Below are 12,997 nucleotides of genomic sequence, written 5' to 3'. Positions count from 1 at the left end.
ACGCCGGCTACGCGCCCTGGGCAGGCCGGTCCCGAGTCCACAAAGGCAACATGAAAGCGATCAAATCCATTCGCGGGATGCACGACATCCTGCCCGAGTCGATCCACGTCTGGCAGCAACTGGAAGACGGCCTGCGTGGCCTTCTGGATGGCTATGGCTATCAGGAGATCCGGATGCCGGTGGTCGAGGCGACGGAGCTCTTCAAGCGCTCGATCGGTGATGTCACGGACATCGTCGAAAAGGAGATGTATACCTTCGAGGACCGCAATGGCGACAGCCTGAGCCTGCGGCCCGAGGGCACCGCTTCCTGCGTGCGCGCCGGGATCCAGCATGGCCTGCTGCACAACCAGGTTCAGCGCCTTTGGTATTTGGGCCCGATGTTCCGGCACGAGCGCCCGCAAAAGGGTCGCTACCGGCAGTTTCACCAGGTGGGTGTCGAGGTGTTCGGGCTGCAGGGCCCGGATGTGGACGCCGAGATGATTGCCATGACCGCCCGGCTCTGGAAGCTGCTGGGCCTGGAAAATGTGCGCCTCGAGCTGAACACGCTGGGGACGCCGGCAAGCCGCGCCCAGTACCGGGACCAGCTGATCGCCTACTTTGAGCAGCATCGGGATTCGCTGGACGAGGAGGCGCTGCGGCGGCTGCACGACAACCCCATGCGCATCCTCGACAGCAAGCACCCGGAGACGCGCGCCGTGGTGGCGAACGCGCCGAGCCTGATGGATCACCTGGATGCCGAGTCGCGCACGCATTTCGACAGCCTGTGCGCGCACCTGGATGCATTGGGTATCGAGTACGTCCATAACCCGCGGCTGGTGCGCGGTCTGGACTACTATACGCACACCGTGTTCGAGTGGATTACCGACGACCTCGGGGCGCAAGGCACGGTCTGCGCCGGCGGGCGCTATGACGGCCTGGTGGAACAGCTGGGGGGGCGTGGCACCCCGGCCATTGGCATGGCCATGGGGCTGGAGCGCCTGGTCGCGCTGCTGGAGGCCCGGGAAGATGCACCGCAGCCGCCGGGGCCGGATGCCTACCTGGTCGTGGGCGGTGACGAGCTGGTGGGGCCCGCGCTGGAGCTGGCCGAGCGGCTGCGCAGCGAACTGCCCGGGCTGCGGCTGGTCCAGCACTGCGGGGGCGGCAGTTTCAAGTCGCAGATGAAACGGGCGGATCGGCTGGGCGCCCATTTTGCCCTGGTGCTCGGAACTGACGAACACGCCGCGGGCACCGTGACGGTGAAGCCGTTAAGATCGCCCGGAGCCGAACAAACTGCCGTACCGCGCGAGGAACTCGCGCGCCATCTGGAACAGGCCCTGCACGCGTCCGCCGCCTGACGAACGTCAAGGCGCGTACCGCAACCGAAGGATCAAGAGGACGATGAGCTACCTCACCGACGAAGAAAAAGCCGAACGCATCAAACAATGGTGGTCGGATAATGCCATCGCCATCATTGCCGGTCTGGTGCTGGGCATTGGCGGCCTGATCGGCTGGAACTGGTGGAGTGGCCACCAGGACGAGCGCGCGGCCGGCGCCTCCGACATGTATATCGCTATGCAGGGCGCGGCGCAGACCGGCAACAACGCCCGTGCGATGGAGCTGGCCGACCAGCTGATCGAGCAGGGCCGGGGTACGCCGTATCGCTCGCTGGCCTGGATCTTCCGCGCAGACCTGGCGGTCTCCGAGGGCGACCACGAGGCGGCCATAGAGGCCTTGCGCTCGGCGCGTGATGCGGCGCCGGATCGGGGTTACCGCGAACTGCTCACCCTGCGCATGGCGCGGCAGATGATCCTGGCGGAGCAGTATGACGATGCCGAATCGGCCCTTGGCGACGTGCGCCGCGATGCGTTTCGCGGCCTGCGCCTGGAACTGGAAGGCGACCTCGCGCGGGCGCGCGGGGATCGCGACCTGGCCCGCGAGCGCTATCGCGAAGCGCTTGACCATGGCCATACACCCGAATACCTGAGCCTGAAGTACGAAGAGCTCTCGGCCTAAAGGAACTGACCTCCCATGTCCGTGTCTGCCCCGACGAAGACCGCCGTGCGCCTGCTGATTGCCGGTGCGCTCATGCTGTCGCTGAGTGCCTGTGGCCTGTGGCAACGCGATACCACGGAGCCCCCGGCCGATCTGCCCGAATTCGAGGCGGAGGCGCAGCCGGAGCAGCTGTGGTCGCGCTCGGTCGGGAGCGGCGGTGAGCGCTTCCTCTGGCAGGTCTATCCGGGGGTGGTCGACGACATGCTGGTGATGGTCGATGCCGATGGCCGCGTCTCCGGGCTGAATCCGGAAACCGGGAGCCAGCGCTGGCGCGTACGCCTGGACGACGCCCGGGTGTCGGCGGGTGTTGGTGTGGGCGACGAGATCGCGGTGGTCGGCACTCTGGATGGCGAGGCTATCGCGGTGGATCTGCAGGGTGATGGCGAGCGTTGGCGCTCGCGTCTGTCCAGCGAGGTCGTGGCGATTTCGGACGTCGCCTCGGGTGTTGTGATTGCGCGCACCAACGATGGTCGCGTGCATGCCCTGGATGCGGCCTCCGGCGCCACGCAGTGGACCGCGCTGCGGACCACGCCCTCGCTGAGCCTGCGCGGTGCGCATCGACCCCAGATGACGGCCGGGCGCGTACTTACCGGCTTCGATAACGGGCGTGTGGTAATGCTCGGGCGGGAGCGCGGCAACGTACTGTGGGAGACGACGCTCGGCATCCCGACCGGCCGCTCGGAGGTGGAGCGCATGGTCGATGTCGACGGTTACATGCCGATCTATCAGGGTGCGGCGATCGCATCCGGCTATCAGGGGCGTCTGGCCGCCATCGACCTGAATTCCGGCGAAATCTTCTGGGCCCGCGACTTCTCGTCCTATCAGGGTGGGGATGTGACGAACGAGGCGAACGTCCTCGCGGTCACCGATGCCGAGAGCCACCTGTGGGGGCTGGATCCGCGCAATGGCGCCGATCTCTGGCAGAGCGAGCAGCTGCGCCTGCGCGGCGTCACCGCCCCGGTTGTGGTCGGTGATTACGCCATCGTCGGCGACTACGAAGGCTACCTGCACTGGTTCCACCTCGAGGACGGCCGCATCGTGGCCCGTCTGCGGGCGAGCTCCGGCGCGGTCGTGACCCGCCCTGTGCTGGTGGACGACATCCTCTACGTGGTGACCGACAACGGTCGGCTCACCGCGGTCAATCCGCGTCTGGACTCCGGGGAATGAGCGTCGCTGGCACGTACCCCCGGATCCAGCTGTTGCGGTAGCGTTGCCTGATGATCCCTGTCATTGCCCTGGTCGGCCGACCCAATGTCGGCAAGTCGACCCTGTTCAATCAGCTCACGCGCTCGCGTGATGCGCTGGTGGCCGATGTCGCCGGCCTGACCCGCGATCGCCAGTACGGCATCGGCAAGGTGGGCGACTTCCCCTACCTGGTGGTGGATACCGGTGGTCTGTCGGGCGAGGGTGCCGAGATGGACCGGGCGATGGCCGAGCAGACCCAGCGGGCCGTCGCGGAGGCGGACCATGTCCTGTTCCTGGTGGATGCGCGCGATGGCCTGACGCCGCAGGACCAGGCGATCGCCGACCAGTTGCGTTCGGCCGGGGTCAAGGCCCGGGTCGTGGTGAACAAGACCGACGGCCTGGATGCCGACGCCGTGAGCGCCGAGTTCTATACCCTGGGCATGGGCGAGATCACGTCGATTGCCGCGGCCCATGGTCGTGGCATCAAGGGCCTGATGCAGAAGGTCCGGCGGGCCGTGGCCGCCGAGCGGCGCGAGGCCGAAGCAGCCGAGGGTGCAGCGGAGGAGGCCGCGGAGGACGGACTGGACGAGGCCTCGCAGCAGGCCGCGCTGGACGACTGGCCGGGCATCCGCGTGGCCATTGTCGGGCGCCCGAATGTCGGCAAGTCCACGCTGGTCAATCGCATCCTCGGCGACGAGCGCGTGGTGGCCACGGATGTCGCCGGCACCACTCGTGATTCCATCTTTGTCCCATTCTCGCGCGATGGACAGGATTACACCCTGATCGACACTGCGGGGGTGCGGCGCCGGGCGCGTGTACACGAGGTCATCGAGAAGTTCAGCGTGATCAAGACGCTGCAGGCGATCGAGGCCGCGCATGTCGTGATCCTAGTGATGGATGCCCAGGCCGGGCTGTCGGAACAGGATGCCCACCTGCTGGGCCTGGTGATCGACTCCGGCCGCGCGCTGGTGCTCGCGGTGAACAAGTGGGACGGTATGGCGCCGGAGGAACGCGAGCGCGTGCGTGACGACCTGGACCGGCGTCTTGGCTTCGTCAACTTTGCCCGGCTGCGGCTGATCTCTGCCCTGCATGGCACCAATGTGGGCCACCTGCTCGAAGACGTGCAGGAGGCCCATACCAGTGCGTTTGCCAAGGTCTCGACCCCCGAGCTGACCCGCTTGCTGGAGAGTGCCGTCGCCGAGCATGCTCCACCGCTGGTCAGCGGTCGCCGCATCAAGCTGCGCTACGCCCATCAGGGCGGGCAGAATCCCCCGGTCATCGTGATCCATGGCAACCAGACCGATGCCCTGCCGGGCAGCTACAAGCGCTTCCTGGAGAACTTCTTCCGCAAGCATCTGGGGCTGGTGGGTACACCGCTGCGCATGGAGTTTCGCTCGGGCCGCAACCCGTATGCCGGTCGCCGCAATACCCTCACGCCGCGCCAGCAGCGCAAACGAAAGCGCATGATGCGCCATGTCCGCCGCTGATCCGAGCCGGGCATCACTGGAGGGGCCGAGTGCCCCTGCGCTGTCCGCGTTCGGCCGAGCGGTCGAGCCCTTCCGGGTGATGGATATCCTGGCGCGCGCCCAGGCGGCCGAGCGTGCCGGGCGCGATATCATCCACCTGGAGGTGGGTGAACCGGACTTTCCCACGCCCCCCGCGGTGCTGCGCGCCGGGGAGCTTGCGCTGGCGGCCGGGGATACCCGCTATACCCCGGCGCATGGTACCCGCGAGCTGCGCGAGGCCATCGCGGCCGACTACCGCCGTCGCCATCAGGCCGAGATCGACCCCGAGCGCGTCGTGGTCACGGCGGGGGCCTCTGCCGCGATCCTGCTGGCGCTGGCCGCCGGAGTGAACCCCGGTGAGGAAGTGCTGCTCCCCGACCCGGGCTATGCCTGTAACCGTCAGTTTGTCGCGGCGCGCGGGGCGGTCCCGGTCGGGCTGCCGGTGGCCGCCAAGCACGCCTTCCAGCCGACTGCCGAGGCAGTAGCGCAGGCCTGGGGCGAGCGAACCCGGGCCATCCTGCTCGGTTCACCCGCGAATCCCACCGGTACCCGGTTGTCCGGCGATCGTCTGGCCGCCATCGTGGACGTCGTGCGCGCGCGGGGCGGTCTGGTAATCGTGGACGAGATCTATGGCCAGATCCTGTTCGACGAGCCGCAGCGCAGTGCCGCGGCCTTCCACCCCGATGTCATCGTGATCAACAGCTTTTCCAAGTACTTCGCGATGACCGGCTGGCGGCTGGGGTGGATGGTGGTCCCACAGATGTGGATCGACCCGGTTCGCAGGATCGCCCAGAACCTGTTCGTGGCCCCGGCCAGCATGGCGCAGACGGCCGCGGTCGAGGCCTTCGCCCCCGAGACCGAGGAGATCCTGCAACGCCAGGTGCGCGAACTGCAGACGCGGCGTGACGTGCTGCTGGAGGCCCTGCCGGCGCTGGGCCTCGAGGTTCAGGCCCGCCCCGATGGGGCGTTCTACGTCTACGCCGACTGCACGGCACACGGGGACGACTCCGAGGCGCTTTGCGCGCGCATCCTCGACGAGGCAGGCGTGGCCCTCACGCCCGGCACGGACTTCAGTCCCAGCGCGGGCCAGCGCTACCTGCGCATCGCCTACACCCAGCGCGAGCCACGCCTGCGCGAAGCACTGGACCGCCTCGCGTCGGTCCTCGCCTGACACTCACCTGTTTGAGGCTGGCCCTGGTTCGGCACCCGGTTTTACGGTGGCTTCGTCTTGCCGCCTGCCAAGCGCTGTTTCGCCAGCGCACCCCGAGTTACTTCTTTGCTCGTGCAAAGAAGTACCCAAGAAACACGCCCGGGATTCGCCCGGGAACCTTGCTCCGGACGCGCCAGGCCGGCGGCGCTGAAACTCGCTTCGCTCAGACAGTCAGCGCCTTCTCCCGGCCTGTCACGCCCTCCACAAGGGGCTCATATCGGGAGGGAAGGTCAAAAACCGCCGGTGTTCCCGCACCTGTCCTAAGCCCCGAGCTGTAGGGTGCGTTGAGCGCAGCGAAACGCACTGTTCCGACGCCGGAGAAACCCTGATGCGATTCGCTGCGCTCATCCGCATCCTACATGGGGTCTGGCGCCCGCTCGCGGGCGCGGCACGCCAGGGCCGAAGGCCGCGCGTGCCCAGGATGTCGGAACACCTTGCCTCCAACCATTGGCACGAACGTCAGGACAGCCGTTGTTTTGACCTTATCCCCCCCGTATGAAGCCCCTTGCGGAAGGGTGCTCGGGCCGGAAGAGAGGCGCTGACTGTCTGAGCGGAGCGTAGCGCAGCGAGTTTCAGCGCCGCCGGCCCGAGGGCCCTGGAGCAAGGTTCCCGGGCGGAATCCGGGTGCCCTTCTTTGGGTACTTTCTTGGGCAAGCAAGAAAGTACCTCGCGGCGCGCTCGCGAGTGAGCGCTTGGCAGGTGGCGGACCGAAGGCACGTAAACACCGGATAACGAACCAGGCCCAGCCTCAGGGCGCGGGGCAACAAGCTTCGCCGTCTGATCAGGAATATAGCGTTAAGACTTGGTGGAGGCGGTGGCGGGGTCGGCCTCGTAGGAGGCCCCCACCGGCGGCGTCAGGAGCAGCGCATAGCGCCGCAAGACCCAGATGCCCCGCTCGAACAGGCTAGTCGCGCCGAACACCGCTTCGCGTACGCTGCCGTCGAGATCACTGGAGGCGAGTAGGCGGCGACGGATGGAATCCATCAGCTCTGAGCGATCATGGGTCAGGGACTGCAGCAGGGCGATGTCGTCGGCATCCCCGCTGTGCGCCGCGTCGGTCAGCGTCAGCAGCATCATGTGCAGGGTCTCGACCAGGTTGTGGGTCAGGGCGCGGGCTTCGGCGGAGGCGTCGGCATTGAGCGAGCGCTCGATCTCCGTGGCGAGGTCGTTCAGCGTATCTTCCAGCTGCAGCAGCAGCTGATTGCGGTTCTTCAGCACGATCGCATGATCGAGGGTGGCCCCGCTCAGGGCACCGGAAAGGATCTCGTCGAGAAATTGCTCGATTGCCTCGGTGACCTGCAGGTTGCCGCGGTGCAGGGCCAGGCGCTCGTGGTGGGCACCGTCGCTGTCATCGCGCACGCTTTCGAGGTAGTCGGGCAGTCGCTTGAGCAGGCGCAACTGTTCCTTTTCCACCAGCACCAGCGCGGACCCGGCGTCGTTCTGTGCCCCGGCGTAGATGAAATTCGGCTTGCCCAGGGCCTCTTCCTCGGTTGGCGGTGCGGTGCGCTCCAGGAAGCGCGCGACGGGGCCGTGCACCGGGTGCATCGCCAGGTCGCAGACGACCTGGTAGAGGATGTAGGCCAGCGCGATCTGCAGGCTGATGCCGATCGCGAGCGCTTCCAGGCCCGAGGCGATCAGCGGGACGCCGCCGTAGAACTCGATCCAGAACAGCGGCAGCAGGAGGATCAGACCCAGTCCCTTCAGGATGAACTGATAAAGCGCCAGCTGGCGGCCCAGTCCCTTGTGCGAGGCGGCGAGGATCAGGGTCGACACACCGGTGCCGAAGCTCGCCCCGTAGACGACCATCAGGCCGTATTCGAGATCGATCACGCCGCTGGCGGCCAGGGCCATCGTCACGATGGTGATACTGGAGGCCGAATGCGCGATCACCGCAAACACCAGGCCGGTGGCGAATGCGATCAGCAAGGACTGCGCCGACAGCGACATCAGGCCGGTCATCCAGGTCAGCTCGCTGAGCGGTTTGGCGCCTTCCTTGATGAACATCAGCCCGAGGAACAGCAGGCCAATGCCGAGCATGGCTCGGATCAGGTGGCGCAGGCGTGCGGACTGGTCGCGGTCGAAGTAGAACAGCAGCCCCGTAACGCCGACCAGGATGAAGACCATCAGGGTCAGGTCGAGCGCGGCGATCAGGACCAGCAGCGAGGTGCCCAGGTTGGCGTAGTTGATCACCGGCTGGGCACGGCGGGCGTCGAGTACGCCGGCGGTGACCAGCGAGATCAGCACAAAGATGACCGCATGGATGCTTTGTGTAATCGCCCCGCCGACCAGGCCGAGGAACGCGGCCGCCCGGTTGGAGCCCGTGGCGCGCCCGACCAGTGCCCGCAGGCGCTGGTCCGCGAGCTGGCGCAGGTGCTCGCTGATCAGGCGTATGCCGACGAAGAACAGGCCGAGCCCGGCAAACAGCGTCGCCGCGATCTCGAAGGTGATCATCCACTCGCCATTCATCCGCGCATTCTAACGGGGCCTTTTGTGGTCTGCGTCCGCGTCCGTGAGGTGGTCGTGACAAGGAACGCCGGTAACGGCAAAGGGGAACACCCTCAGCCAGGCCGAGCAGTCCGATGGCGGTCCCCCATCCGGTGGCCCCGGTGCTCGGGGTGGCGGTGGTTCCAAGGGCGGCTCCGTAATCAGGGTTCCGCGCGGGGTGCCGGGACGTGGTCGTTTAGGTCAATGGCAGGTGGTTGACGATCACCGAGTTCTGCCAGAACAGGGTCAGCAGGACGATCGGCGCGATATAGCGCAGGATCAGACGCCAGATATGAAAGGCTAGTGGTGGCCGCCCCAGCTCGTCGCGTGTGATCCTCACCGGCAGGATCCAGCCGGCAAACAGTGCGATCAGCAGGCCGCTGACCGGCAGCAGGATGTTGATGGCCGTGTGTTCCAGCAGGTGGTAGAGCGTCGGCAACTCGCGCCCCAGCACGACCAGGTCGATCTGGGTCCAGCCGGCCCCCGTGAAAGAGAATATCGTGATCAGGCTGAAACCCCAGATGCCCAGCGCGCTGCCCAGGGCGGCCTGCAGGTTGGAGATGCCGAAGTGGTCGTGCAGCAGGTGCACGAATACCTGGACGTTCGCGATCATGGTGCTGAAGGCCGCGAGGCTTAGCGCCGCGAAGAACAGCGTCGTGAGCAGGACCCCCGCCGGGATCGCGGACAGGGCCAGCGGCAGGGCCTCGAACATCAGGCCGGGCCCGGCGGCGGGATCGAGGCCATAGCCAAAGACCACCGGGAAGATCGCGACCCCTGCGATCAGTGCGATCACGGTGTCGGCGATCGCAACCCCGATGGCCGTGCCGGCGATGGAGGTTTTCCTGGGAAGATAGGCGCCAAACATCATCAGCACGCCGGCTGCCAGGGTCATGGTAAAGAACGCGTGCCCGACCGCGATCAGCAGGCTGTGTCGGTCGAGGGCGGAGAAGTCCGGGCGGAACATGAAGTCCAGAGCGGTTTCGGCGTCGCCGACCCAGAGACCGCCAACCATGGCGGCCAGCAGCAGCCCGAACAGCAGCGGCATCACCAGTGCTACACCGCGTTCCAGCCCGTTGCGTAGCCCCAGGGCCACAATCGCGAAGGTCGCCGCAAGGACCAGTGTAGTCCACAGCAGCATCCCCGGAAGCGATGTCTGAACGCCTTCGAAGATCGCGATGACCTCGGGCGCGTCTACCCCGGCGAAGGCCCCGCTGGCGGCCCGTGGCACATAGGAGAAGACCCAGCCGGTGACCACGGCGTAGAAGGTCATGATCACGAACAGGGCGATGATCCCGACCCAGCCAACCATCTGCCAGGCGTCGCGGACGCGCGCCTCGCGGGCGACGGCCAGTGCCGCGTACCCCGGAGAACGGCGCCCGCGCCGTCCGATCATGACCTCGGCCATCATGATCGGGATGCCGATCAGCGCAATCGTCAGCAGGTACACAGCCAGAAAGGCGCCGCCGCCGTTCTGGCCGAGGATGTAGGGAAACTTCCAGATGTTGCCGAGCCCGACCGCCGAGGCGGTGGCGGCCAGCACGAACGCATAGCCATGCGTCCAGCGCTGCCGGGTGGCGACGATGTCCATCAGCGGTGGACTGAAGGTCGGGTCAGGTAATCACATCGGGTTGGTCGCGCCCGGTCAGGCCCGGCAGGTCACCCAGCCGCACGGCAGCCTCGATCAGCGGACGCAGCAGCTCCTGCGGCTCGCGGTCCAGGTGCTCCGGGTGGGTCTCGTACTGCTCGATGTAGATGCGCAGGGTCGCTCCTTCAGTGCCAGTCCCGGAGAGGCGGAACACGATGCGCGCGCCGCCCTCGAACAGGACCCGCAGGCCCTGGTGCTCGGTCACGCTGCCATCCACCGGGTCGCGGTAGGCGAAGTCGTCCGCCTCCGTGACACGCATGCCGGCGAGCGACTGCCCCGGGAGGCTCGAGAGCTGTTCGCCGATGCGCGCCATCACCTGTTCGGCGCGGGCGGTGTCCAGCCCTTCGTAGTCATGCCGCGTGTAGTAGTGGCGGCCGTAGTCGCGCCAGTGATCGCGCACGATCTCTTCCACCGACTGGCGGCGGGCGGCCAGCAGGTTCAGCCAGAACAGCACGGCCCACAGGCCATCCTTCTCGCGCACATGATCGGAGCTGGTGCCAAAGCTCTCCTCGCCGCACAGGCGGATGCGGCCGTCGTCCAGCAGGTTGCCGAAGAATTTCCAGCCGGTGGGTGTCTCGAAGCAGGGGATGCCGAGCGCCTCGGCGACCACGTCCACCGCCTGGCTAGTCGGCATGCTGCGCGCCACACCCTTCAGCCCGTCGGAGAACGCGGGGATCAGGTGGGCGTTGGCCGCCATGATGGCCAGGCTGTCGGACGGCGTGACGAAGAAATTCGGGCCCAGGATCAGATTGCGGTCGCCGTCGCCGTCGGAGGCCGCGCCAAAGTCCGGCGGGTTGCGCCCGTACAGGGCCTCGCACAGCTCGCGGGTATGGGCCAGGTTCGGGTCCGGGTGGCGTCCGCCGAAATCGGCCAGTGGTTCCGCACGCAGCAGGGTTTCGGCGGGGGCGCCCAGGCGGTTGATCAGGATTTCCTCGGCGTAGGGTCCCGTGACCGCATGCATCGCGTCGAAGCGCATGCGGAAAAAGTCCGAGCGCAGCAGTTCGCCGATGCGTTCGAGGTCGAACAGTGTCTCCATGTGGTCGGCGTAGGCACCCACGGGGTCGACGACCTCGATCGACATCTCGCCGAGATGGGTGGTGTGCAGATGATCGATATCGACGTGCGGCGTGCCGCTGGCGATGCGGTAATGGGTGAGCGACTTGCTGTGCTCGAAGATGGCATCGGTGACGCCGGGCGGTGCGGGCCCGCCGTTGGCCGTGTTCAGCTTGACACCGAAGTCTCCCTCCGGCCCTCCGGCGTTATGGGAGGCCGAGAGGATGATGGCGCCGGTGGCACCGCGCGAGCGGATCAGGTGGCTGGCGGCCGGGGTCGACAGGAGTCCGGCATAGCCGATCGCGACCTTCTTGACGTCGTTGGCCGCGGCCATGCGCAGGATGGTCTGGATCGCCTCGCGGTTGTGGAAGCGGCCATCCCCGCCGAGGATTAGCTCCCCTTCGCACAGGCTCGGGTGTGCCTCGAAGATGCTCTGGATGAAGTTTTCCAGATAGTGAGGCTGCCGGAACTGCCGTACCCGCTTGCGCAGGCCCGAGGTGCCGGGCTTCTGGTCGTTGAATGGCCGGGTCGTGACGACACTGATATCCATGAAGTCGTGAGTCCTTTTGGGTTGCACGCCGGGGATTCTCTTCTGGTTTGACGGTACCAAAAAGGGCTCGGGGTGTCCCGTGCCGGGCGAAGGGTTTGCGCATGGTTTTCGACACCCGCTGCGTGCCGCGCGCCTCGGAAGCGATGGATTCGGCTTGTATCGAGGCGGAAAGTCGATCGTGCAGAACCGGACATTATTCCTTGCGGGTACATTGGCCTGTGGTTGCCCGGGGGCTGTTAGACTGCGCGGCATGTTGCTGGATACCCGCACCCCCGCCCACCTCGAGCCGCGCCCGGTGACCTTCGCGGCGCTGATGGAGATGTACGAGGAGAACTACCTGTCCATACGGCGTCTGTGCCCCGAGTTGCACTGTCAGCCGGTGCACTCGGTCTCGCGGGTCGAGGGGGCGCTGGATCTGCATCTGGAGGTGCTGGAGCGCACGCGGTACACGACCACGCTGCGACTGACCTATGCCTTTGCCGGGCGCGATGAACCGCGCCTGCAGCCGGATGCCCGGGTGCGCCTGTTCCACGATGCGCGGCAGGCCGAGGTGCTGGGGCGTCACTGCCGGCGCAGCGGCGAGGACCTGGTGATCGACACGATCGCGGGGCACCCGGGGCTGGGCTGCCGCTGGCGGCATAACCGCTTTCTGTTCAAGTGGCTGCGCTACTGCCTGCGCCAGGGCCACCGCTTCTACCCGGACGCCACGCCCGCGCCGCTGGCGACGGACTAGTGCCCTGCCGGAGCAGGCTTGCCGGTCAGGTCAGAAGTTTTCGGTGGAGGTAAACAGGCCCACACGCAGGTCATGGGCCTCGTAGATCGGCCGGCCATCGACCTCGACGATGCCGTCGCCAATGCCGAGCACCAGCTTGCGCGAGATCACCCGCTTCATGTCGATGCGGTAGGTGACCTTCTTCGCGGTGGGCAGGACCTGACCGGTGAACTTCACTTCGCCCACACCCAGGGCGCGGCCGCGGCCGGGGTTGCCCAGCCAGGCCAGATAAAAGCCGACCAGCTGCCACATCGCGTCCAGCCCCAGGCAGCCGGGCATCACGGGATCACCGGGGAAGTGACAGGCGAAGAACCACAGGTCTGGATTGATATCCAGCTCGGCGATCATCTGGCCCTTGCCATGCTCGCCGCCATCGCTGTTGATCTCCAGGACGCGATCCATCATCAGCATGTTGGGGACCGGCAACTGGGCGTTGCCCGGGCCAAACATGTCGCCGTAGCCGCAGGCCAGGAGTTCGTCGCGATCGTACTGATTTTTCTGCATGGGGGGCGTCGCTCGGGGAAAAGCCCGGTATTGGACCGAAACCCGCGCCTAAAAGCAA

The 12,997-nt window shown here is 66.7% G+C and carries 10 protein-coding genes; 6 read left to right on the top strand and 4 right to left on the bottom strand.

Annotation, left to right across the window (positions count from 1 at the left end):
• Positions 1 to 50: 50 nt before the first annotated feature.
• From hisS to F791_RS0101870, 5 genes are read left to right on the top strand one after another with little or no spacing between them, the layout of a single operon-like run.
• Positions 51 to 1,334, top strand: coding sequence for a histidine--tRNA ligase (gene hisS / locus F791_RS0101890; protein ID WP_018649002.1), 1,284 nt, complete (start codon positions 51 to 53; stop codon positions 1,332 to 1,334).
• Positions 1,335 to 1,377: 43 nt separating this feature from the next.
• Entirely contained in the window at positions 1,378 to 1,992 is a 615-nt protein-coding gene (locus tag F791_RS0101885; RefSeq protein WP_018138253.1) for a tetratricopeptide repeat protein, read from the top strand.
• A gap of 15 nt (positions 1,993 to 2,007) precedes the next feature.
• Entirely contained in the window at positions 2,008 to 3,198 is a 1,191-nt protein-coding gene (gene bamB / locus F791_RS0101880; RefSeq protein ID WP_018138252.1) for an outer membrane protein assembly factor BamB, read from the top strand.
• A 50-nt stretch (positions 3,199 to 3,248) separates the two neighbouring features.
• Entirely contained in the window at positions 3,249 to 4,703 is a 1,455-nt protein-coding gene (gene der / locus F791_RS0101875; RefSeq protein WP_012982151.1) for a ribosome biogenesis GTPase Der, read from the top strand.
• Positions 4,690 to 5,892, top strand: a complete 1,203-nt coding sequence (locus F791_RS0101870) for an aminotransferase class I/II-fold pyridoxal phosphate-dependent enzyme (protein ID WP_019592100.1) — start codon at positions 4,690 to 4,692, stop codon at positions 5,890 to 5,892. Before der ends, F791_RS0101870 begins: the two co-directional genes overlap by 14 nt.
• A gap of 834 nt (positions 5,893 to 6,726) precedes the next feature.
• On the opposite strand, the gene F791_RS0101865 is transcribed toward F791_RS0101870, so the two are convergent.
• From F791_RS0101865 to F791_RS0101855, 3 genes are all read right to left on the bottom strand, one after another.
• Positions 6,727 to 8,397, bottom strand: a complete 1,671-nt coding sequence (locus tag F791_RS0101865; RefSeq protein WP_019592099.1) for a Na/Pi symporter — start codon at positions 8,395 to 8,397, stop codon at positions 6,727 to 6,729.
• Positions 8,398 to 8,611: 214 nt separating this feature from the next.
• Positions 8,612 to 10,003, bottom strand: a complete 1,392-nt coding sequence (locus F791_RS0101860) for a sodium-dependent transporter (RefSeq protein WP_019592098.1) — start codon at positions 10,001 to 10,003, stop codon at positions 8,612 to 8,614.
• A gap of 22 nt (positions 10,004 to 10,025) precedes the next feature.
• Positions 10,026 to 11,663: an alpha-D-glucose phosphate-specific phosphoglucomutase gene (locus F791_RS0101855; protein ID WP_018174750.1), complete on the bottom strand. Its 1,638-nt coding sequence runs from the start codon at positions 11,661 to 11,663 to the stop codon at positions 10,026 to 10,028.
• A 250-nt stretch (positions 11,664 to 11,913) separates the two neighbouring features.
• On the opposite strand from F791_RS0101855, the gene F791_RS0101850 reads away from it, so the two are divergent.
• Positions 11,914 to 12,396, top strand: a complete 483-nt coding sequence (locus F791_RS0101850; RefSeq protein WP_012982156.1) for a DUF1249 domain-containing protein — start codon at positions 11,914 to 11,916, stop codon at positions 12,394 to 12,396.
• A 30-nt stretch (positions 12,397 to 12,426) separates the two neighbouring features.
• On the opposite strand, the gene fabA is transcribed toward F791_RS0101850, so the two are convergent.
• Complete coding sequence (gene fabA, locus F791_RS0101845) at positions 12,427 to 12,939, bottom strand: 3-hydroxyacyl-[acyl-carrier-protein] dehydratase FabA (protein WP_012982157.1); 513 nt, start codon at positions 12,937 to 12,939, stop codon at positions 12,427 to 12,429.
• Positions 12,940 to 12,997 lie beyond the last annotated feature (58 nt).

It is taken from the genome of Thioalkalivibrio sp. ALRh, assembly GCF_000381425.1.
In the GTDB taxonomy this organism is placed as follows: domain Bacteria; phylum Pseudomonadota; class Gammaproteobacteria; order Ectothiorhodospirales; family Ectothiorhodospiraceae; genus Thioalkalivibrio.
The sequence above is the reverse complement of the archived record's forward strand: the minus strand, read 5'-3'. Positions and strand labels throughout refer to the sequence as shown.

Excerpts from the sequence above, each read along its gene's own strand:
- F791_RS0101870 (WP_019592100.1), top strand. The coding sequence starts at position 4,690 with ATGTCCGCCGCTGATCCGAGCCGGGCATCACTGGAGGGGCCGAGTGCC.
- F791_RS0101865 (WP_019592099.1), bottom strand. The coding sequence starts at position 8,397 with ATGAATGGCGAGTGGATGATCACCTTCGAGATCGCGGCGACGCTGTTT.
- F791_RS0101855 (WP_018174750.1), bottom strand. The coding sequence starts at position 11,663 with ATGGATATCAGTGTCGTCACGACCCGGCCATTCAACGACCAGAAGCCC.
- der (WP_012982151.1), top strand. The coding sequence starts at position 3,249 with ATGATCCCTGTCATTGCCCTGGTCGGCCGACCCAATGTCGGCAAGTCG.
- hisS (WP_018649002.1), top strand. The coding sequence starts at position 51 with ATGAAAGCGATCAAATCCATTCGCGGGATGCACGACATCCTGCCCGAG.
- F791_RS0101850 (WP_012982156.1), top strand. The coding sequence starts at position 11,914 with ATGTTGCTGGATACCCGCACCCCCGCCCACCTCGAGCCGCGCCCGGTG.
- fabA (WP_012982157.1), bottom strand. The coding sequence starts at position 12,939 with ATGCAGAAAAATCAGTACGATCGCGACGAACTCCTGGCCTGCGGCTAC.
- F791_RS0101885 (WP_018138253.1), top strand. The coding sequence starts at position 1,378 with ATGAGCTACCTCACCGACGAAGAAAAAGCCGAACGCATCAAACAATGG.
- F791_RS0101860 (WP_019592098.1), bottom strand. The coding sequence starts at position 10,003 with ATGGACATCGTCGCCACCCGGCAGCGCTGGACGCATGGCTATGCGTTC.
- bamB (WP_018138252.1), top strand. The coding sequence starts at position 2,008 with ATGTCCGTGTCTGCCCCGACGAAGACCGCCGTGCGCCTGCTGATTGCC.